The sequence below is a fragment of the Streptomyces sp. NPDC006335 genome, from assembly GCF_040612795.1.
GTDB lineage: Bacteria > Actinomycetota > Actinomycetes > Streptomycetales > Streptomycetaceae > Streptomyces.
In genome coordinates, this window is sequence record NZ_JBEXQX010000016.1 from 99,984 (window position 1) to 120,573 (window position 20,590).

Sequence of the window (20,590 nt, forward strand, 5' to 3'; positions counted from 1 at the left end):
TCCGTCACGGATGCATGCGCGCGCCCTTGAGCACCTTGTCCACGGCATTGCGTGGGCCGTACACCGCGAGGCCCACCAGGTCCAGCTCCTCGGTCGTCACCGCCCGTACCGCCGCGCGGTTGTCCCGGTCGTTGCCCGTCGCGAAGAGGTCGCTCGTGAAGAGCGCGCGCGGGAGGGCACGGGACAGCACGCGCGCGTGGGCCGCCTTCAGCGTCTCCTTCGTGCCCTCGAAGACCAGCACGGGCTGCCGGAACATCGGCAGATAGGGCACACCGTCGGCGTCCTCGTACGGTTCACCGACCACCTCGGGGGCCTGCGTGCCCAGGCCGCTGACGAGGAACGCGGTGACGTTCAGGCGCTGCCAGGTCTCCAGGTCCTCGCGCAGCAGGACGGCGATCTTGGTGTCGAAGCGGATGGGTTCATCGTTCATACGGTGAGACTGGCGGGCGTCGCACGACCCCGTCTTGTACGTTCTTTGCATGGCGGCCCCGACCATGCCCGCGCAGGAAGTCACCGCGTGGCGACCCGCCGTCCCGGGCGTCACCGAGGTCTTCCACGCCCACTTCACCGAGTACGCGTACCCGATGCACGTGCACGAGGCGTGGACGCTGCTCATCGTGGACGACGGGGCCGTACGGTACGACCTCGACCGGCATGAGCACGGCACCCCGGACGACACCGTGTCGCTGCTGCCGCCGCACGTCCCGCACAACGGCTCGCCCGCCACCCCCGACGGCTTCCGCAAGCGGGTCCTCTACCTCGACCGCACCCACCTCGGCGACGAGCTCATCGGGCCCGCCGTCGACGGTCCCGACCTGCGTGATCCCGTACTGCGGCAGCGGGTGGGGCAGTTGCACACGGCCCTGACCGGGCCCGGCGAGGAGTTCGAGGCGGAGAGCAGGCTGACGCTCATCGGCGACCGGCTCAGGACGCTGCTGCGGCCCTCGCTGTACGAGGGGCCCACGCGCCGCGACCCAGCCCTCGCCCGCCGACTGCGCGAACTCCTCGACGAGCGGGTCGTGGAGGGGCTGTCCCTGGAGGAGGCGGCAGGGGTCGTACAGGCCCATCCGGCGCATCTCGTACGGGCGTTCAGTGCCGCGTACGGCATCGCCCCGCACCAGTACCTGACCTCCCGCCGGGTCGACCGGGCCCGGCGTCTGCTGCTCGCGGGGCAGGGTCCCGCCGAGGTCGCCGTGCTCACCGGTTTCCACGACCAGGCCCATCTCACCCGGCACTTCAAGCGGCTGGTGGGGGTGACGCCGGGGCGTTACCGCGGCGGCGCCGGGAGATCCACGGAAGGCGTCCGTCCGGTGATCGGCGCGGGTTAGCGTCGGCGGCATGGATGACAGACAGAACTCCTTACCGTTCAGACGTCTTTCCGTGGCCGTCGCGGGCGCCGCGGCCCTGGTCGCCCTCAGCGTGGGAGGCGCCATCGCCGCGAGCTCGGACGACGAGCCCACCGCCGAACCGAGCGCGTCGGCCACCTTCCCGGGGGATGTGGGTTCCGGCGGCAGCGTGGGCCTGAGCGAGGGCTCGGACGGCGGGTCGGACCCCGACACCTCCGGTGGCACAGGCGGCACTGGCGGCACCGGCCCGAGCCCGAGCCCGACCTCCACGTCCCCGGACGAGCCCCCGGTCACCGAGGGGCCCACGGAGGAACCCTCCACCCCGAGCGAGCTGGACGAGCTCAACCGCCGGATCGCCGAGCTCGACAGGAAGATCGACGAGCTGCCCACCAAGAAGGAACTCGCCGACGCGCTACGGGCCATGGCGGACCAGCTGGACAAGCCGGGCCCGCCCGAGGATCCCGGCCACGAGCCCACCAGCGGGCCCCAGCCCACCAGCTCGCTGCCGCCCAACTAGGCGCAGACACAACGCAGAACAACGGGGACGACCGGGGGTCAGTCCTGCGCGCGCTGCGTGAGATGCGCGAACGCGTCCAGGTTGCGCGTCGACTCGCCCCGGGCCACCCGCCACTCGTACTCCCTGCGGATCGCTGTGGCGAACCCCAGCTCCAGCAGGGTGTTGAAGCTGCCGTCGGCCGCCTCCAGGACCTGGCCGAGGAGGCGGTCGACCTCGTCGGCGGTGACCGCGGCGAGGGGGAGCTTGCCGGTGACGTAGACGTCGCCGAGCCGGTCGACGGCGTAACTCACGCCGTACAGCTTGAGGTTGCGCTCCAGGAGCCAGCGGTGGACGCCGGGTTCGTTCTCGTCGGGGTGGCGGATGACGAAGGCGTTCAGGGAGAGGGAGTGGCGGCCGACGAGGAGCGAGACGGTCGTCTTGAGCTTGCGGGTGCCGGGGAGCTGCACGACGTAGTTGCCGGGCGCGGGGCTCTCCCACTCGACCTCGGTGTCCTTGAGGACGCCCTCGATGACCTGCGCCGCCTTCTCTGCCTCAGCCATGCAGCGAGCGTACGTGACGCCGGTACGACTGCGCGGCGGCCACGTACACGTCCGCCGTCGCCGCGGCCGCGGTGTCCCAGCCGAAGGACCGGGCGTGCCGGGCGGCCGCCTCGCCCATGCGGGGCGTGAGCGTCGGGTCGTCGGCGAAGTCGCGCAGCACGCGCGCGTAGGCGGCCGGATCGTGTCCGCGTACGAGGAAACCGGTCCGTTCGTCGGCCACGGCCACCGGCAGCCCGCCGACCGCCGCCGCGAGCACCGGGGTGCCGGCCGCCTGGGCCTCTATGGCGACCAGTCCGAAGGACTCGCTGTAGGAGGGCATGACCAGCACGGACGCGGCCCGGAACCAGTCGGCGAGCTGCTCCTGGCCGACCGGCGGCTGGAACCGTACGACGTCCGCGATACCGAGGCGGGAGGCCAGTTTCTGCAGGCCCTCGGGTTTGGAGAGGCCGCTGCCGCTGAGGCCGCCGACGACCGGCACCAGGATGCGGGAGCGCAGGTCGGGGCGCTGGTCGAGGAGTACCGCGACGGCTCGCAGGAGGACGTCCGGGGCCTTCAGGGGCTGGATGCGGCCCGCGAAGAGGGGGATCAGGGCGTCCTGGGGCAGCCCGAGCCGGGCACGGGCCGCCGCCCGGCCGTCCGCCGGGCGGAAGCGCTCGAGGTTCACGCCGGGGTGGACCACGGCGACCTTGGCGGGGTCGGCGGCGTAGTGGAGCACGAGTTCCTCGCGCTCCTCGGCGGTGTTCGCGATGAGGCGGTCGGCGGCGGCGACGATCTGGGTCTCGCCGATGACGCGGGCGGCGGGCTCGGGGGTGTCGCCGTCGGCGAGGTTGGCGTTCTTGACCTTGGCCATGGTGTGCATGGCGTGCACGAGCGGGGTGCCCCAGCGCTGGGCGGCGAGCCAGCCGACGTGTCCTGAGAGCCAGTAGTGCGAGTGGACCAGGTCGTAGTAGCCGGGGCGGTGGCCGGCCCAGGCCTGCATCACGCCGTGGGTGAAGGCGCAGAGCTGGGCGGGGAGGTCTTCCTTGTTCAGGCCCTCGTAAGGGCCCGCGTCGACATGGCGGACCAGGACGCCGGGGGCCATCTCGACGGTGGGCGGGAGACCGCCGGTCGTCGCGCGCGTGAAGATCTCGACCTCGATGTTGATCGCGGCGAGTCGCTGCGCGAGCTCCACGATGTAGACGTTCATGCCGCCCGCGTCGCCGGTGCCGGGCTGGTGGAGCGGGGAGGTGTGCACGGAGAGCATGGCGACGCGGCGGGGGCGGCGGTGCAGGCGCAGCCGGTGGGGAGCGGCCTGGGAGCGACGCTGGAGCCTGCTGACGTACTGGCTCACGTGGCGTTCCTCCTTGCAGCGGGCATGCCGGACGGAGGGCGTGGGACACCCTCCGAGGGCGGCAACACCGGAGGGAGCCATTCCCATTCCGATCGGAGTGGTTTTTGCCGAGGTATTACCGGAGTTCGCTCAACCGTTCGAAGGCGTGGCGCGTTGCGGTGCCAGTGGGGGCGGCGGGGACTGTGGGGCGCCACCCCTGGCACCTGACACCGGCGCCCGGTGCCGTGCTCGCCGCCGCATACCCGCCGCATACCCTCGTAGGCATGACCTCCCGCGCCGCCTCCCGCCCTGTGGGCACGGTCACGCGCGGGACGACCAACCCCAACCGGCTGCGCCGCATGGACCGCTGGATCGCGGCCGCACACGGAGCGGAGCTGCGCCGCGCCACCGATCCGGTCGCCGTCGACCTCGGGTACGGGGCCGCGCCCTGGACCGCCGTCGAACTGCTCACCCGGCTCCGCGAGACCGCTCCCCGCACGCGCGTGGTCGGCATCGAGATCGAACCGGCCCGGGTGGCGGCGGCCAGGCCGTACCAACGCGAGGGGCTGGTCTTCCGGCACGGCGGCTTCGAGATCCCGCTCCCCCAGCGGCCACTGCTCATCCGGGCGGCCAATGTGCTGCGCCAGTACGACGAGGGAGACGTGGCCGACGTGTGGGCACGGCTGTGTGCCCGGCTGGCTCCGGCCGACCCGGCGCGAGGGTCGCTCGGCGGACTGCTCGTCGAGGGGACCTGCGACGAGATCGGGCGCCGGCACGTGTGGGTCGCGCTCGGCCCCGAGGGACCGCGGACGGTCACCTTCGCGACCCGGCTGGGCTCGCTGGAACGCCCCTCCGACCTCGCCGAACGACTGCCGAAGGCCCTGATCCACCGCAACGTCCCGGGCGAGCCGGTGCACCGTTTCCTGCGCGACTTCGACCGCGCGTGGGCGGCCGCCGCGCCCTACGCGTCCTACGGCGCCCGACAGCGCTGGATCAGGACGGTACGGGCCCTGACAGCCGACTGGCCGGTGACGGACGGCCCTTCACGGTGGCGCCAGGGGGAAGTGACGGTGGCCTGGGGGGCGTTGGCGCCGGGAGCGCCGCACTAGGGCGCCGCTCGCTGAACTGCGGGGCTCCACATGGGGTACGGCTGATTGAAACCGCGCGCCCCCGCGAATTCCGGTCCCCATGGGCGCGGTTACGCCCCGCGGGCCGCAGCACTCGCCCGAACCTCGGCGCGCCGGCGAAGCGCCGTACGACGCCGACCGAGCCCGGCCGTCCGATCCGCCGACCAGCGGTACACCGGCGTTCACCAGCCGAGGTCGGCGCAGGACCGGCCCGCGGCCGGGGCGGGCGGTGCCGCGCCACAGAGCGCTACTTCGACGTGGTGCGGTGCAGGCGGCGAGACGGCGGCGGAGCCGGCGAGGATTCGGCACAGGCGCGGAGCTCCGCCCCTCGCGCGACCTGCCGGGAACGATCTACATGAGTCGTTCGTCACAATGACCGGGAGATCGTCTTCGGGGGACGGGGAGACGGGGAGGCATCGGGGAGCGCCGGGTCGTGCAGGGGTGCGCCGGGAAGGCGAGCCTCTGTCGCTTTCGGCCATGACGTGGCACGATCCCCCGAGCACCGTAAGTTACTGACGGTAAATCAGCTTTGGGGGCAGGGGTATGGGGACGGGCAAGCGCGGTCTGATCGCTACGGCCTTGACCGTGATCGGCGCGGTGGCCGTGCTGGCGGCGCCGGGCACCGCCTTCGCCGCCCCGGGTCCGACGCCCACTCCCACCGCCTCACCGTCGGCGTCGACGCCACCGACCAACAGGGACATCGAAGCCGTACGCCGACAACTCGACGCGCTCTACCACGACGCAGCTGTCGCCACCGACGCGTACAACGCCGCCGAGGAGAAGGCCGAGCAGCAGTCGGCGCAGATCGTCGCGCTGGCCCAGAAGATCGTCAAGGGTCAGGAGAAGCTGGCGAAGCTGAAGGCCCGCGCCGGTGCCGCGGCCGCCGCCCAGTACCGCACCAACGGCCTGCCGGACGAGGCCAAGCTGGTGCTGAGCGACGATCCGCAGCAGTTCCTGGACGCCACCGGCCGCGTCATCCAGGGCCAGCGCGCCACCAAGGCGCTCATCGCCGAACTGACCCGCACCCAGCAGGACTTGAAGCAGTACGCCGACGACGCCTCCGCCCAGTGGACCAAGCTGGAGGCGAACCGCAAGGCCAAGGCAGCGGCCAAGAAGAAGGTCGAGCGGCAGATCGCGGCGGCCGAGAAGCTCGAGTCCCAACTCGAGGCGAAGGAGAAGAAGCGCCTCGCCGAACTGCAGGAACAGGCCGCCCACCAGGCACAGACCGCCTGGCTGGACTCCGGCGTCCTCGACGAGATCAGCGGCAAGGCGAGCGAGGCCGGCAAGACCGCCGTCGCCTATGCGACCGCCCAGATCGACAAACCGTACGAATGGGGCGCCGAGGGCCCGGACTCGTACGACTGCTCCGGACTGACCTCGCAGGCCTGGGCGAGCGCCGGCAAGCCCATCCCCCGCACCTCGCAGGAGCAGTGGAAGCAACTCCAGCACGTCGACATCAAGGACATGCGGCCCGGCGACCTGATCATCTACTTCGGCGACGCCAGCCACGTGGCGATGTACCTCGGCGACGGCGCGATCGTGCACGCGCCGCGCCCCGGACGCACGGTGACGATCGCCGGAGCGGGCTCGATGCCGATACTCGGGGTCGTGCGGCCGGACGCGTGAGCGTCGTCGCTCGCCCGGATGAGACCCGGGTCATGTGACGCGAGGCACGCCCGGCGCTTCCGCAAACCTGCCGCGAACGTGACGTTCGTCATCCCCACGACACCCTCCACCTGTCCAACTGCGGTGGATAACGCGGCATATGACAGTGGCCACCGGCCAAGGAGCGTGTCTCACGCCATTCCTTTCCCGGCCCGCCACCCGCTATGGTCCCCGTCGGTGGATCGAGACCCCTCGCCCCACCATGCCCTCGGGGGGAGGGAAGGAATCCGAGACCATGCCCGTACCCATACCGCGGCAGCGAGCGATCCCGGCCGTGGAGAGTGGTCAGGCGCCGGCCGCACCCCAGGACGAACCCTCCAAGGAAGTAGCCCCGCGCAAGGAAGCCACGGTCGACAACAACGCCGCCACCCAACTGAGCCTGCTGGTGATCGAGGACGATCCCGGCGGGTCCACGGTCGTCCCCGAACTCCTGGACTCGGCCGGCAAACCGATCCGCGTCCGCACCGCCCGCAACCTCACCGAGGCGGAGCGGCTGCTCACGGATGACGTGCACTGCATCCTGCTCGACCTCGCCCTGCCCGCACCCGGCCGTTCCGACGACGACGAGCTCGCCGTACTCCGCCATGTCCTGGAGCTGGCACCCCGGCACGCCGTCCTCGCGCTCACCGCGTCCGGTGACGCCGAGCGCGGCGCCGAGGCGGTGCGGGTGGGCGCCCAGGACTACCTCTTCCGGGACGAGCTGGACGGGCGGCTGCTGAGCCGGGCGATCCGGTACGCGGTGGAGCGGAAGCGTTCCGACACAGCGGAGCGCAGGCTCGCCGAGGGACGGGTGCGGGCGCAGGAGAACCGGCGCCTGGAGCGCGGGCTGCTGCCCACACCGCTGCTGGAGGGCTCGTCGCTGCGGTTCGCCGCGCGGTACCGGCCGGGCCGCTCGCGTGCGCTGCTCGGCGGTGACTTCTACGACGTCGTACGGACTCCCGACGGAACCGTGCACGCCATGATCGGTGACGTCTGCGGGCACGGCCCCGACGAGGCGGCGCTCGGTGTCGAACTGCGGATCGCCTGGCGCGCGCTGACCCTGGCGGGCCTGTGCGGGGACGAACTGCTCGGCACGCTCCAGGAGGTGCTGGAGCACGAGCGGTCGGACGACGAGATCTTCGCGACCCTGTGCACGGTGGACATCGCGCCGGACGGACGACGGGCGGGGCTGTGCCTCGCCGGGCATCCCTCGCCGCTGGTGGCCGTGCCGGGCCGACCCGCGCGACTGCTGCCGTACGACAACAACGGGCCCGCCCTGGGGCTGCTGCCGGGAGCCCGCTGGCCCCGGATGCAGGTGGAGCTGGGAGCCGAGTGGAGCCTGATGCTCTACACCGACGGCCTGATCGAGGGGCGTGTCGGGGAGGGCCGGGAGCGACTGGGCCAGGACGGGATGGTCTCCATGATCCGCCGCCAGCTCTCCGAGGGGCTGCGGGGCGAGGCCTTGCTCCGAGCCGCGGTGAACGAGGTGCGCTCGCTCAACGGCGGCGAGCTGGCCGACGACGTGGCCGTGCTGCTGCTCGACCGGGAGACGTGACGGTCGAGCGGGAGGCGTGACGGTCGAGCGGGTACGACCCCGAGCCCCTAGCGGCCGCCGTTGTACGGGCCGTACGGGCCGTCGCTGCTCGAACCCCTGCCCCGGCCGCTGCGGCCGCCGCCCGGCAGGGCGCGGATCGCCGGGCGTACGTCGACCATGTAGACGATCGTCGCGACGAGGCCGATGATCGGCAGGAACGACAGGATGTTGAAGATCAGGTTCACCACGAAGGCGAGCCCGAGGATGATCAGCCAGAAGGGCTTGGTCTTCTTGTCGGCCGCGCGGTAGGCGTCCTCACGGCGGATGGCCGCGTCGAACAGCGCGAAGCCGCTGAAAACGATCAGGGCCATGCTCAGCAGCCACATGAAGCCTGCGAACCCCTGCATCAGCACAACGTCCACCACCCGACTCGGCTCGTCATTTCGCGGTTTCGCGGTTTCGCGACTACGCGGTCACCGTACCCGCTCCCGCAAGGTCGCTACCCGCACAACGGGCCGGGCACTCGGTAAGTGCCCGGCCCTGAGTCGTGAAGCGTCCCGCGGTGCCCTACTTGGCGGGCGGGGTCTTCTTCGCCGTGGTGGTCTTGCGCGGCGTGGCCTTCTTGGCGGTGGGAGCCGCCTTCTTGGCCGGGGCCGGGGCCGCGGCGGCGGCCGTGGCGGGCGTGACCGGCTTCGCGACCGGAGTCGTGGCGGCCGGCTTCTTGACCTCGCCCGGCTCGGCGTTCGGCTCGACGGCGATCGCCAGTTCCTCGATCTCCTCGGCGGCCTCGCCACGCCAGGTCTTGACGGCCTGCTCGCCGTGCTCGGCGACCTTCTCGTAGGTCTCACGGGCCTTGACGGCGTACTCGGCGGCGACGCCGACACTGCGCAGAGCGAGGTCCTGAGCGGACTCGCCGAGCTTCTTCAGGTCGGCGTCGAGCGTGCTGCCGAGCTTCTTCAGGTCGCCGTCGAGGCTGCTGATGAACTCGCCGACCTTGCTCTGCAGGGTCTCCTGCGTCTCCTTGACCCTGGCGCCGGCCTCCTTGGCACGGGCCTGGGCCTTCTCCTGGACGGCCTTCGGGTCGGTGCCGCGCACGGCCTCGATACGGGCCGGCGCCTCGGCGCGGAGCTGCTCCACCAGACCGGGCACCTTCTTGGCCTCCTGGAAGGCCAGGTCACCGGCGCCGGCGAGGAAGTAGAGCGGGGTCGGGTCCTTGACGGCCTTGCGGATGTCGTCGGTGATGGCCATGGTGATGGTCCTCCCGGGTCGCTTGCTGATGAGGGTTTTGGGTCCCGCGGTGCCTGTCGGCGTGTGCCGGGCCCTGTCGAACCGTGGGGGGCTCAACTGGCCGTCTGCTGCGGGTCGGCGTCGCCGCCGTCGGTCTTGAGGGTGGTGCGGGTGGTGCGGGGCTTGCGGGTGGTGCGGGGCCGACGGGCCTGCCCTGCGGCGGTGTCGCCATCCGGGTCGCCGGCGGCCGGGACGCCTGTGTCCCGGAGGCCGTCCTCGGTGTCCCCCGTACGGTCGCCCGGCCTGTCGACCGGCCGGTCGCTCTGCCCGTCGCCCGGCGCGGGAGCCGCGTCCGGCGGGGCGATCTCGAAGCCGTTCTCCTTGCGGAAGGACTCGTAGATCTGGAGCAGCACCTGCTTCTGCCGCTCGTTGAGCGTGGGATCGGCGAGGATGACCGCACGCGTCTCCACGTCGTCCCGGTCGCGCTCGGCGTCGAGGATGCCGGCGCGCACGTACAGCGTCTCGGCGGAGATCCGCAGGGCCTTGGCGACCTGCTGCAGGACCTCCGCGCTCGGCTTGCGCAGCCCGCGCTCGATCTGGCTCAGATACGGATTGGACACCCCGGCGGCGTCGGCGAGCTGCCTGAGCGAGAGCTGCGCACTGCGCCGCTGGTCACGCAGGTACTCACCGAGATTGCCGACGTTGAGCGATGCCATGCGTCCACTGTGCACCACTCTCGCTAACTATTGCAAGCAGGTGCTTGCAATAGTGCGCCACGCCACTCGCATGGGGGAGGGCGGACTGCACACCGGCACACATTCCGATATAGGCATATGATGGCGCCATGGCACGAGCGGCGACGACCTCGGACGCGTTCAACGCGATCGCCGAACCGCAGCGACGGCACATCCTGGTGCTGCTGCGGGGCGGTGAGCGACCGGTGACCGACCTGGCGCGGGACCTGGGGATGACCCAGCCGCAGGCGTCCAAGCACCTGCGGGTCCTGCGGGAGGTCGGACTCGTCCGGGTCCGCGGGGCGGGCAAGCAGCGGCTGTACGGCCTGGACGCCGAGGGGCTGCGGCCGGTCCACGAGTGGTTGGGCGGCTTCGAGCGGTTCTGGAGCGAGAGCTTCGACCGGCTGGACGAGTACGTGCAGGAGTTGCGGCACACAAGGCAGGAGGACCCACATGATGGCGACGACCGCTAGCGGCGACGAGGCCGCGCACGCGACCGAGGACCGCGAGATCGTGATCTCCCGGACGATCGGCGCCCCACGGGAGCTGGTGTTCGAGGCGTTCGCACTGGTCCGGCACCTGTCGCGGTGGTGGGGGCCGGAAGGCTTCACCACCAGGACGCGGTCCTTCGAGTTCCGCGTCGGCGGAGTGTGGGACTTCGTGATGCGCGGGCCGGACGGGACCGACTACCAGGAGTGGATCACCTGGCGGGAGATCGTCCCGCCGGAGCGGATCGCGCTGCTGCACGGCGAGTCGCGTGACGACCCGAACTCCTTCGAGTCGGTCCTCACCTTCGAGCCGGTCGGCGACCGGACCCGGATCGTGATGCGCACGGTGTTCCCGACCAGGCACCTGCGCGACGAGGCCGTGGAGAAGTACCACGCGATCGAGGGCGGCGAGCAGACGCTGGGCAACCTGGCGGCCTACGTCGCCGAACTCGTGGAGGGCGAGGCGGGCTGATGGCCGGGAAGGTGTTCTTCAGCGTCACGATGTCGCTCGACGGATTCATGGCACCCGAGGCCGTACCGGTCGAGGACGTCTTCTCACCCGCGAGACGGAACGACCCGAGTGTCAGACGCTGGACCGCGAAGTGGGCGGCACTACAGGCCTGGTTGTTCCCGCAGCGATGGATCCGGGAGAACCTCAGGCTCGGCGAGGGCGGTGAGGAAGGACTCGACAACGACATCGTCCGGGCGACGTACGAGCGCACCGGCGCGAGCGTCATGGGCAGGCGGATGTTCGACCTCGGCGAGCCGTCCTGGCCGGCGGAGGCGCCGTTCCACACCCCGGTGTTCGTCCTCACCCACACCCGGCGCGCCCCGTGGGAGCGGCCGGGCGGCACCACCTTCCACTTCGTCGACGACGGCGTCGAGAGCGCGCTGCGCCAGGCCCGCGAGACCGCCGGTGACCGCGATGTGCGCATCGCGGGCGGCGCCGACACGATCCAGCAGTACCTGGACGGCGGCCTGATCGACGAGTTCTCGATCACGCTCGCGCCCGTCCTCCTCGGCACCGGCATCCGCCTGTTCGACCATCCGGACCCCGACCACCTCACCCTCGACCAGTCCCGGTCGACCGCGTCGTCCCGGGTGACCCACCTGACGTACAGCGTCGTGAAACGCCGGCCCACGGTCCCGCGGGGCGAGGTGCCGGTCGGTCAGGTCGGATCGTCCACCGGGTCGGGCACCTGACCTCCCGAGCTCGAAGATCTCCTCCACGGCCGGCGGACGCGACTGCATAGGATCGTCGGCATGGCGCTGCGACCTGTGCAGGTGAACATCAAGGCCGTTGACGGGTCGGCGGTCGGCCGGTTCTGGGCGGAGGCGCTCGGGTGGACTGCTTACCGACCCGGCGTGACCACCTACGTCGGCCCCACGCGCACCGGCGGCCTCGTGTGGCCGGACCCCGTCGCCCTGGGCATCGACGTCGTTCCCGTCCCGGAGCCCAAGACGGCGACGAAGAACCGTGTGCACCTCGACCTCGCCACCACCTCCCCGGCCCACCAGGCGGAGTTGGTCGCGCGGCTGGAGGCGCTCGGTGCGACGCCCGTCGACGTGGGGCAGGGCGAAGTGCCGTGGACGGTCCTCGCCGACCCCGAGGGCAACGAGTTCTGCGTGCTGGAGCCCAGGGAGGTCTACCGGGACACCGGGCCGATCGCCGCCGTGGTCGTGGACTGCGTGGATCCGCGGGCCATGGCCCGGTTCTGGGGCGGGGCGACGGACTGGACCCCGCACCAGGTGACCGACGACCAGGCGGTGTTGCGTTCCGCCGGGGGGACCGGCCCGTATCTCGAGTTCCTCCGTACGCCCGACGTGAAGAGCGTGCCGGACCGCGTCCATCTCGACCTGCTGCCGTACCCCGGGGACGACAGGGCCGTGGAGGTGGCCCGGCTGCGTGCCCTGGGCGCCACCGACCTCGACCTCGGTCAGGGCGACGTCCCGTGGACGTGCCTGTCCGACCCGGAGGGCCACGAGTTCTGCGTGCTCGCCCCGTCCTGACGCGGAGCCACGACGGCACCCACCGGGCGTTGTCAGTGCCGTGTGCGACGCTCGGCGCATGGGCTTCTTCGACGATCTGGTGCTTGCTGAGGAACCGGCCGCGGAGCAGGACGTGTTGGCGCGGCTGGGGCCGCCGGGAGAGGACGACGGACGGTACGCGCCGCCCGTCGACCGGTTCGCCCCCGCGCTGCTCCCGCAGCTCGACGTGGTCGGTGAGGGGACCGAGGCGCGGGTCGTGGTGACGGGGTGGTCCGTGTGGCCGGGATCGGTCACGTTGCACCTGGCGGTGTTCCGCAGGACCCGTAGACAGGGCGGGGGCCGGCGGCGGCAGTCGGGGCTGCGGGTGGGGCTGCTCTTCTCCGACGGCCGACGGGTGACCTCGCTGGACGGCACGGTGACGCGGTATTTCTCCTTCACAGGGCCGCAGGGAGAGGTCCAGGAGGCGGCGACGGAGCAGGCGGTCGGACTGATCCCGCTGGATCCCGGCCTGCACCACTCCCACAGATCCCTGTTCAAGACGGACGTCGACCTGTATCTGCCGGAGCTTCCCCCGCCCGGGCAGGCGCAGTTGGTGGTCGAGTGGCCGGACGAGGGCGTGCCCGAGACCCGGACCCCGGTGGACGCGGACGCGCTCCGTGCCGCCGCCCGCCGGACGCTCGAGGTCTGGCCCGGACTCGAACCGCCGGACCAGGACGCGTCGCCGAGTTCGTTCGCCATGATGGAGGTCAGCGGACCGCCGGCCCTCCTGGCGCCGCCCCTCGACCGAGGTCGGCGCGAGGCGCTGCGGCATGCGGAGGAGGCCCGGCAGCGCTACGCACCGCGGGCCGACTGGCAGCACATGGGCTACGCCGAATGGAGCGACGCGGCCCTGGTCAGGGCCCGGTTGGCGGCGGGCGCCCCGGCCGATGCCCGCGTCGGATGGCGGGGCACCACCCCGCTGCACCTGACGGCGGAAAAGGGCTCGGCGGAAGCGGTGGCCGCACTCCTGCCCCACGTCACGGACGTCGACGTACGCGACGACGAGGAGCACACCCCGCTCTGGTACGCCGTCCACAGCATGGACGAGGCCACGGTGCGCACACTGATCGACGCCGGGGCGGACGTGTGGACACCGCAGGCGGAACCCTGGTCACCGGGTCGGCTGCTGCTGACCACTCCCCTCGCCCCGCTCGTCCGGCACCTGCCCGGCGCGGTGGAGTTGCCGCCCGAGGAGGTGGCCGCCCAGCAGGCCGCCGACGCCCTCATCGCGGCCTTCGGCACGGAGCCGATGTGGACCGAAGGGCTCGGTGTCTGCTTCGTACAGGGCCTCGGCGAGGACGAGTTGATACGGCGGCTCGGCACCGACCCCGCACAGTGCCCGAGGACCGATCCCGACCACGCGCCCTTCGACCCGGCCGACTACGACGAGTCCCTGCACTACGTGGGCGTCCGAGGCGTCGACGGCACCCCCGGCGGCTGTGTGATCACCCAGGACGGGTACATGCCGAGCGACGACGCCGTACTGCGCGCGATATCCGCGGGCACCACCGCCTACGGGGTCTACTTCAACCCCAAGGGCGGCACCTTCGGCACCCTGGCCCGCGACGGGGAGATCGTCGCGTCCGAGGAAATCGGCATCGGACCGCACGACTCGGACCCGGCCGCCTACTGGACCTTCCGCTTCTGGCAGCGCGAGCACGCGTTCCCCCATGGCGCCGACATCCTCGCCTATTGCTGCGCCGCGGCCGGCCTGCGGATCACCGACGGCCGGGACGCGGTCGTCGGCCGGGCCCCACGCCGCTGGGTGGCCCTGCCGACCCGCCTTCAGCGCTGACCGGAAGAGCTACGGGAGACACCGACCGGCAGATCTACGGGAAGGAGACCGTGCCACGTCACCTCGGCAGCGCCACGGCCCTCTGTCCCTAGGGGCGCCGCGCCACGAAGACCAGCTCCTTGCCCGGCCGGTCCGGCGCGTCCCGTACGTCCTCCACCACGAACCCCCGCGCGCCCAGTTCCGCCTCGACCTCCGCCCGCTCCCGGAAGCGCAACGTCGAGTCCGAGGTCAGCGTCCGCCCGTCCGAGGCGAACACATAGGTCCATCGGAACGTCACCAACGGCCCCTCCACGCGGGTGACTTCGACCCAGCTCTCCACCACCCCGGCACCGGGCACGTCCGTCACGGCGTACGAGGCCTCCCGGTTCCACCCCTCCCAGGCCCGCCGTGCCGGGTCCCGCGTCTCGAACACCAGCCGCCCTCCGGGCCGTAGCGCCGCGTACGCGCCCCGCAGGGTCTCCCGCCAGGCATCCGCTCCTACGATCTGCTGGGCGACGTTGGCCGTCATGGTCACCAGGTCGACGCTCAGGGGCGGCAGTGCGGAGGCGTCCCCGTGGATCCAGCGCACCCGATCGCTCCCCGGTTTCCCCCGGGCCACGTCCAGCGAGGCCAGGGCGGGATCGACCCCGACGACCTCCACACCCCGCCCGGCCAGCAGCAGCGCGAACACCCCCGTCCCACAGCCGACGTCCAGCACCTGCCGCGCCCCGAACTCCTCCACCATGCGGACGTACGCGTCGAGGTCGCCGCGATCGGCATCGAGCGCGTCGTAGATCGCGGCGAGCCGTGGATGGGTGAATCCTTCGTCAGCCATGCGGGCGACCGTAGGGCAGCGGGGGCCGGCCGACCACTCGATATCGCGCGGTCACCGCCCCCCACCCGTCAGCCACTCCTCCAGCACCGCGAAGTCCCGCTCGGTGAGCCCCACTCGGTGGTCGACCCTGTGCAGGAGAGCCCGTGCGGGATGGTGAGCCGGTCCGGCCAGTCCACGAGGGGCAGCCGGGGCAGTCCGAGCCAGGGCGCCAGACCGGTGTTGGCGTCCTCGCCCCAGGTCGTGGCCCACACGAGCTCACAGCCGAGCGAGGTCAGACGCGCACCGAACGCGGGGTTCACGCGGGTCAGCAGCGGATGGCCGGTGAGGGCGCCGGGCGAGCCGTCGGGCGGACGGCCGGTGGCGACAGTCGATGGTCCAAAGCGCGGTTCGTACAGCGGATACGGCCCCGCCCCGAACGGCAGCAACGTCCCGTCGACGTCCAGGAAGAGAAGCGCCCTCACCCCTCGAACCCGCCCTCAGCGAGGAGCTCGTCGATTCGAGCCCGATGCGCCGCCTCCCAGTCGTCGAGCGTCTCGGCCGCCTCCTTCGCCAGCTTGGCGCGAGCGGCGTCGAGCACGTCGGCCCGCCGCGCGGCGGGGACCACGACGACCCCCTCCTCGTCGGCGACCACCACGTCCCCGGCCTCGACCCGCACCCCGCCGCACCGCACGCTCTCGCCCAACGGCGTCACGGCCTTCTTCACGCCCGGGATCGGGATGACACCCCGCGCGAAGACGGGGAAACGGGCCCCGCGCACCTCGGCGAGGTCCCGGATCACCCCGTCGAGGACGAACCCGGCGATCCCCCTGCGCTGCGCGACCGCGCACACGTTCCCGCCGGCCAGGGCGTGGTCGAGGTCCCCCGACTCGACCACGATCACCGAACCGGCCGGCGCCCGGTGGATCGCCGCGTGCAGCATGAGGTTGTCGCCGGGAGGGCACCGTACGGTGAACGCGGGCCCCGTGACCCTCGGCACCGGCCCCCACAACGGCCGGATCCCGATGTCCATGACCCGGTCACGACCGAGCAGATCGGCCAGGGTGGTCGTGGGAATGTCCGCAAACTCGGTGGTCTCGCTCACGCCCGGGACGTTACCGTGCGGGTATGACTGCCGGGTCGGCCTTGTGCCGTGAGCGAGTTGGGTGCCCGGCCTCTGAGTGAGGCCGCGGCGGGCCAGGAGCCCGCCTCTTTCTCTCCGCCTTCGCCTCCATGAAGACCAGCGAGAGAAAGAAGAGAGAGTGCCCCACCCCGTCCAGGACTTCAACCAGCAGATCATCGACGAGTTCCGCGCGAACCGCGGCCGGGTCGGCGGCCCCTTCGAGGGCGGCCGCCTGATCCTCCTCACCACCACGGGCGCCCGCACCGGCACCCCGCACACCACCCCCGTCGGCTACCTCCCCGACGGCGGCGACCGCATCCTCGTGATCGCCTCGGCGGGCGGCTCGCCCCGCCACCCCGACTGGTACCGCAATCTGGCCGCGCACCCCCAAGTCACCGTGGAGAGCGGGGTGTTCACCTACGAGGCGCGCGCGGTCGTCCTGACGGGCGAGGAACGGGACCGGGCCTTCGCGCGGGCCGTGGAGTCGGACCGTGGCTGGGCGGTGTACCAGGAGAAGACCGACCGGGTCCTCCCCGTGATCGCCCTGCACGAGATCGCCCGCCCGGGTCCACCGAACATCAACGCGTCCTCCCCCGGCGAGGCCATCAAGCTGGTCCATGACGCCTTCCGCCGCGAACTGGCCTTGATCCGACAGGAGTTGACGTCCGACGCCACCACTCTCGGCGCCCAGCTCCGCGTCAACTGCCTGACCTTCTGCCAGGGCCTGCACAACCACCACACCGGCGAGGACATGGCGATGTTCCCGTTCCTGGCCGACCGCCACCCGCAGGCGGGCCCCGCCCTCGACCGTCTGCGCACCGAGCACGAACACATCGCCGCCCTGGTCGAGGAGTTGCGCGAGGCGCTTTCCGGCACCGACCTCGACTCCGTCCGCACGGAGGTCCACCGCCTGACCACCGAACTGGAGGCCCATCTGACCTACGAGGAGGAGCAGTTGATCCCACTCCTCGCCCCCGCCTGACCCACGGGCGAGCGGACCGTCACCTAGGACCACCTGCGGTCTGGTAGCGCCCCGGGGACACCCGGGGGCGGCGGCCACCTCGGGGGACACCCTCGGTGGGCCGCCCCCTCGGGCACCCGCGGACGCCGCCCACCGCGGGCGCCCCGACCGACGGCTGCCCCTGGAGAAACCCCCGTACACTCGCCACCCCCGGCCCCCGCGGACGCCCGCCCCCTCAGGGGCCCCGGGCCGGAAGCCAACCGGGACCACGACCGACGGACATCACTGCTACACGCAGGCACACTCCCCACCCCGGCCCCCGAGGGCGGCGGCCACCTGGGACACCCACGGTCGGCACCTCCTCGGGACCCCCAGGTTCGGGCCGCCCCCTCGGGGCACCGCGGACGCCCACCGCTCAGGGCCCCCGCGGACGCCGGCCACCGCAGGTGCCCCGACCGACGGCCGCCCCTGAGAACCCCCGCAGAGCCCCCCACCCCCCACCCAGACCCCACCGACGCCCACCACCCCTGCCCCCGCCAAATGAGAGCCGCCCCCCACCCCCTAGAACGGCAACGGCCGCCCATGCACCACCACCAGCCGCGACACCGCCCGGGTCAGCACGACGTACAGCCGGTGCAGCCCCCGTTCCTCCGCCTCAGCCTCCGCCTCCGCGATCGCGGCCGGCTCGACGGCCACGACGTGGTCGTACTCAAGTCCCTTGACGACACCGGCCGGTACGACGCTCACCCGCGCGCCCAGCTCGTCCGGCCCGGCGGTGGCGATGCCGGCCGCGTCGAGGGCCTGCCGTACGCGTGGCACGTCGGGGTCGGCCGCGACGACCCCCACGGACCCTTCGTGCGTGAGCGAGTCCCGTACGGCGTCCACGACCGCGTCCGGCAGGCCGTCCAGGGAGGTGGGCCGTATCGCCAACTCCCCGTCCCCGCGCAGGGACCGCCCCTCCGGCACCTCCACGTCCAGTCGCGCGAGGAGCCGGTTGGCGAGCCCGACGACGGCCTGGGGCACCCGGAACCCCATGGTCAGCGGTACGACGGCCGCGTCCGGCTTGTCGAGGTGCCGCAGGACGGTGTGCCACGAACGGGCCGCCCAGGGCGTGGTCCCCTGCGCCAGATCACCGAGTACCGTCACCGACCCGAAACGGGCCCGGCGGGCGATCGCCCGGCACTCCATCGGAGACAGGTCCTGGGCCTCGTCGACGACGAGATGGCCGTAGCCCTCGGGATGTTCCACCAGCCCGGCGACCTCGTCGAGCAGCACCAGATCGGCCGCCGACCACCGCGCCGACTTCCACGACCTCGGCGGTTTGGCCCACAGCAGGTTCTTCTGCTCCTCGGCGTCGAGGATCCCGTCGGCGGCGACGGCCAACTCCTCCCCACTGCCCAGCAGTTCTGCCACGACCTCCTCGGGTCGCACCTTGGGCCACACGGTGTCGAGGAACGCCCCCATCACCCGTGACCGCGAGATCCGCTGCACCCAGGCGCCGTTCTGCGGCCCGGCCCGCCGCTCGGCCTGCACCTGCACACTCCGCACCACCCGCCCGCGCACCCGCTCCCGCCCGACCCCGTACGGCGGTTCCTCCTGCCGTACGTCCGCCACGATCCGCGCGAGTTCGCCGGCGCCGACCCGCCAGCGGTACGAACCGTCCCTGATCTCCAGGGAGTCGACCCGCGCGGTCGACACACGCGCGTACAGCGCCCGGCGCAGCACCTCCGCCATGCGGGGGTCGTGCTTGAGGACGGCGGTGCGACGGGCGTCGGTGGCCGTGACCGGATGCCGGGCGATCTCGTCCTGGAGCGTGGACTGCCGTACGCCGCTCTCGCCGAGCGCGGGCAGCACCTGGGAGATGTAGGACAGGAAGGTCCGGTTGGGCCCGAGGACGAGGAGCCCGCCACGCCGCATGCGCTGCGGGTAGGTGTACAGCAGATAGGCGGCCCGGTGCAGCCCGACGGCGGTCTTGCCGGTCCCGGGAGCGCCCTGGACGCACACGGAGACGGCGAGGTCGCTCCGTACGAGATCGTCCTGCTCGGGCTGGATGGTCGCGGCGATGTCCCGCATGGGCCCGACGCGGGGCCGTTCGATCTCCCGGGTGACGATGTCGCTGACCTGCGGAGTCTCCCCGTCCCTGACGTACTCGCCCGTCGCCCCGGCGAGATGCTCGTCCTCCAGCCCGGTGAGATCGGCGGACTCCCCCTTGCTCCCCGGCGCCCACCCGAACCGCCGCCGTACGGCGACCCCCTGCGGATCGCGGGGGCTCGCCTGGTAGAAGGCGCGGGAGACGGGCGCGCGCCAGTCGACGACGAGGGGCGGGGCGGCGGGATGCTCGGTGATCCGCAGCCGGCCCAGGTGGTACGCCTGTCCGGCATGGTCGCCGTGGTCGAACTCCAACTTCCCGAAGAACAACGGCCCTTCGGGAAGTTCCCGCATCTCCTTGGCCTGACTGCGCAGCCGGTACCCGAGGACTTCGGCATCGGCCCCGGAGGCGGAGACGTCCTCACCGACGACGACCTGCTCCTGTGCCCCGTCGACCATGGCGGCGAGGGCGGTACGGCAACGGTCGTGGTGGACGCGCTCGCGGTGGAGGGCCTCTTTCAGGGCGGGACGGTCCTCTTTCAGGACCGGATGCGAAGCGGGCTCGACTGACGTCATGGGGACGAGCGTACGCCAGAAAATGCAACCGGGTTAAATCTTTTACCCGCTCTCACTCAGGTGAGCCACGGCAACCCGTCCGCCAGCACCCCGAACCCCCGCTCAGCCGCGGCCACGGCGTCTGCGCGTACGTCCTCGGCCCGCTTCCCCTCGGCGATCCGGCGCCAGTTCTCCATCGCGAGGACCCGCCGCACGGCGATGATCTGCCCCGCGGCCAGCCGCGCGTCGAGATCACCCCCGAGCACCTCGGCGAGCGCGGCCTCCTGCCGCTCCAGGTGCCCGTGGGCCCGGGCGACGAGGGCGGGGGTGCCGTAGAGCAGCGAGTGAAAGGCGAGGACGTCCGGGTGATCGCAGAGCCCGGTGACGGGATCGTTCCGCTCCAGCCCTTCCAGGAAGTGCCGCCGCAGGGCGACGAGGGGCCGCTCCCGGGAGCCGGCCACGACCCGCGCGGCCTCGTCCTCGTGATCGGCGATCCGGTGCAGGACGAGGTCCTCCTTGGCCGGGAAGTACCGGAACAGGGTCGGCTTGGAGATCTCGGCCGCAGCGGCGATCTCGGCCACGGAGACGGCGTCGAACCCCTTCTCGAGAAACAGCCGGACGGCGATCTCGGACACGTTCTCGTACATCCGCTGCTTCTTGCGCTCACGCAGGCCGGGGTGGGTCATGGGCCGAGCCTACGCACCGGGGTCCGCGGTCAGGCACCTCGATCGAGGCGGGCGCCTCCGGCACGACACGCCTGCGCAGCCCCGGAGAGCCCGTGGCGG

Annotated in this window: 21 protein-coding genes and 1 pseudogene; 11 read left to right on the forward strand and 11 right to left on the reverse strand. The window is 72.1% G+C overall.

The window, feature by feature from the left end:
• Positions 1-4: 4 nt before the first annotated feature.
• Entirely contained in the window at positions 5-430 is a 426-nt protein-coding gene (locus ABZ098_RS34190; protein WP_356597618.1) for a DUF2000 domain-containing protein, read from the reverse strand.
• A 49-nt stretch (positions 431-479) separates the two neighbouring features.
• On the opposite strand from ABZ098_RS34190, the gene ABZ098_RS34195 reads away from it, so the two are divergent.
• Entirely contained in the window at positions 480-1,328 is an 849-nt protein-coding gene (locus ABZ098_RS34195) for an AraC family transcriptional regulator (protein ID WP_356597619.1), read from the forward strand.
• A 10-nt stretch (positions 1,329-1,338) separates the two neighbouring features.
• On the forward strand, positions 1,339-1,863 hold the full coding sequence (locus ABZ098_RS34200) for a hypothetical protein (RefSeq protein WP_356597620.1): 525 nt from the start codon (positions 1,339-1,341) through the stop codon (positions 1,861-1,863).
• A gap of 38 nt (positions 1,864-1,901) precedes the next feature.
• Here the strand turns inward: ABZ098_RS34200 and ABZ098_RS34205 are convergent, their stop codons facing one another.
• Positions 1,902-2,402, reverse strand: coding sequence for a YbjN domain-containing protein (locus ABZ098_RS34205; protein WP_356597621.1), 501 nt, complete (start codon positions 2,400-2,402; stop codon positions 1,902-1,904).
• Positions 2,395-3,732: a D-inositol-3-phosphate glycosyltransferase gene (gene mshA, locus ABZ098_RS34210; RefSeq protein WP_356597622.1), complete on the reverse strand. Its 1,338-nt coding sequence runs from the start codon at positions 3,730-3,732 to the stop codon at positions 2,395-2,397. The genes ABZ098_RS34205 and mshA overlap by 8 nt, the downstream gene beginning before the upstream one ends.
• Before the next feature lie 263 nt (positions 3,733-3,995).
• On the opposite strand from mshA, the gene ABZ098_RS34215 reads away from it, so the two are divergent.
• The 3 genes from ABZ098_RS34215 (at position 3,996) to ABZ098_RS34225 (ending at position 8,037) form a co-directional block, all read left to right on the forward strand.
• Positions 3,996-4,820 carry a class I SAM-dependent methyltransferase gene (locus ABZ098_RS34215; RefSeq protein WP_356597623.1) on the forward strand — a complete coding sequence of 275 codons (825 nt, stop codon included), beginning with the start codon at positions 3,996-3,998 and terminating at the stop codon, positions 4,818-4,820.
• 561 nt (positions 4,821-5,381) lie between these two features.
• A complete protein-coding gene (locus tag ABZ098_RS34220; RefSeq protein ID WP_356597624.1) occupies positions 5,382-6,464 on the forward strand; it encodes an NlpC/P60 family protein in 1,083 nt (360 codons plus the stop codon).
• Positions 6,465-6,738: 274 nt separating this feature from the next.
• A complete protein-coding gene (locus ABZ098_RS34225) occupies positions 6,739-8,037 on the forward strand; it encodes a SpoIIE family protein phosphatase (RefSeq protein WP_356597625.1) in 1,299 nt (432 codons plus the stop codon).
• 47 nt (positions 8,038-8,084) lie between these two features.
• On the opposite strand, the gene ABZ098_RS34230 is transcribed toward ABZ098_RS34225, so the two are convergent.
• From ABZ098_RS34230 to ABZ098_RS34240, 3 genes are all read right to left on the reverse strand, one after another.
• Positions 8,085-8,423 carry a DUF2516 family protein gene (locus ABZ098_RS34230; protein ID WP_082319565.1) on the reverse strand — a complete coding sequence of 113 codons (339 nt, stop codon included), beginning with the start codon at positions 8,421-8,423 and terminating at the stop codon, positions 8,085-8,087.
• Positions 8,424-8,583: 160 nt separating this feature from the next.
• Entirely contained in the window at positions 8,584-9,264 is a 681-nt protein-coding gene (locus ABZ098_RS34235) for a hypothetical protein (protein WP_356597626.1), read from the reverse strand.
• 92 nt (positions 9,265-9,356) lie between these two features.
• Positions 9,357-9,959 carry a helix-turn-helix transcriptional regulator gene (locus ABZ098_RS34240; protein WP_356597627.1) on the reverse strand — a complete coding sequence of 201 codons (603 nt, stop codon included), beginning with the start codon at positions 9,957-9,959 and terminating at the stop codon, positions 9,357-9,359.
• A gap of 128 nt (positions 9,960-10,087) precedes the next feature.
• Between ABZ098_RS34240 and ABZ098_RS34245 the strand changes: the two genes are divergently transcribed.
• The 5 genes from ABZ098_RS34245 to ABZ098_RS34265 are packed head-to-tail and all read left to right on the forward strand — an operon-like array spanning position 10,088 to position 14,288.
• Positions 10,088-10,450, forward strand: a complete 363-nt coding sequence (locus tag ABZ098_RS34245; protein ID WP_356597628.1) for a metalloregulator ArsR/SmtB family transcription factor — start codon at positions 10,088-10,090, stop codon at positions 10,448-10,450.
• Positions 10,434-10,937, forward strand: coding sequence for an SRPBCC family protein (locus ABZ098_RS34250; RefSeq protein ID WP_356597629.1), 504 nt, complete (start codon positions 10,434-10,436; stop codon positions 10,935-10,937). Before ABZ098_RS34245 ends, ABZ098_RS34250 begins: the two co-directional genes overlap by 17 nt.
• The gene (locus tag ABZ098_RS34255; protein WP_356597630.1) at positions 10,937-11,668 is read left to right on the forward strand and encodes a dihydrofolate reductase family protein; all 732 of its coding nucleotides are present in this window, start codon (positions 10,937-10,939) and stop codon (positions 11,666-11,668) included. The genes ABZ098_RS34250 and ABZ098_RS34255 overlap by 1 nt, the downstream gene beginning before the upstream one ends.
• A gap of 60 nt (positions 11,669-11,728) precedes the next feature.
• Positions 11,729-12,475: a VOC family protein gene (locus ABZ098_RS34260; protein WP_356597631.1), complete on the forward strand. Its 747-nt coding sequence runs from the start codon at positions 11,729-11,731 to the stop codon at positions 12,473-12,475.
• Positions 12,476-12,533: 58 nt separating this feature from the next.
• Entirely contained in the window at positions 12,534-14,288 is a 1,755-nt protein-coding gene (locus ABZ098_RS34265; protein WP_356597632.1) for an ankyrin repeat domain-containing protein, read from the forward strand.
• Positions 14,289-14,376: 88 nt separating this feature from the next.
• Here the strand turns inward: ABZ098_RS34265 and ABZ098_RS34270 are convergent, their stop codons facing one another.
• From ABZ098_RS34270 to ABZ098_RS34280, 3 genes and pseudogenes are all read right to left on the reverse strand, one after another.
• Entirely contained in the window at positions 14,377-15,102 is a 726-nt protein-coding gene (locus ABZ098_RS34270) for a class I SAM-dependent methyltransferase (protein WP_356597633.1), read from the reverse strand.
• Between the two features lie 51 nt (positions 15,103-15,153).
• Positions 15,154-15,563, reverse strand: a pseudogene (locus ABZ098_RS34275) (hypothetical protein).
• Positions 15,560-16,183, reverse strand: a complete 624-nt coding sequence (locus ABZ098_RS34280) for an RraA family protein (protein WP_356597634.1) — start codon at positions 16,181-16,183, stop codon at positions 15,560-15,562. Before ABZ098_RS34280 ends, ABZ098_RS34275 begins: the two are co-directional and overlap by 4 nt.
• A gap of 157 nt (positions 16,184-16,340) precedes the next feature.
• On the opposite strand from ABZ098_RS34280, the gene ABZ098_RS34285 reads away from it, so the two are divergent.
• Positions 16,341-17,183 carry a nitroreductase/quinone reductase family protein gene (locus ABZ098_RS34285; RefSeq protein ID WP_356597635.1) on the forward strand — a complete coding sequence of 281 codons (843 nt, stop codon included), beginning with the start codon at positions 16,341-16,343 and terminating at the stop codon, positions 17,181-17,183.
• Between the two features lie 540 nt (positions 17,184-17,723).
• Here ABZ098_RS34285 and ABZ098_RS34290 read toward each other — a convergent pair.
• Positions 17,724-19,826 carry an AAA family ATPase gene (locus ABZ098_RS34290; protein ID WP_356597636.1) on the reverse strand — a complete coding sequence of 701 codons (2,103 nt, stop codon included), beginning with the start codon at positions 19,824-19,826 and terminating at the stop codon, positions 17,724-17,726.
• A gap of 56 nt (positions 19,827-19,882) precedes the next feature.
• The gene (locus ABZ098_RS34295) at positions 19,883-20,491 is read right to left on the reverse strand and encodes a TetR family transcriptional regulator (RefSeq protein ID WP_356597637.1); all 609 of its coding nucleotides are present in this window, start codon (positions 20,489-20,491) and stop codon (positions 19,883-19,885) included.
• Positions 20,492-20,590: the final 99 nt, after the last annotated feature.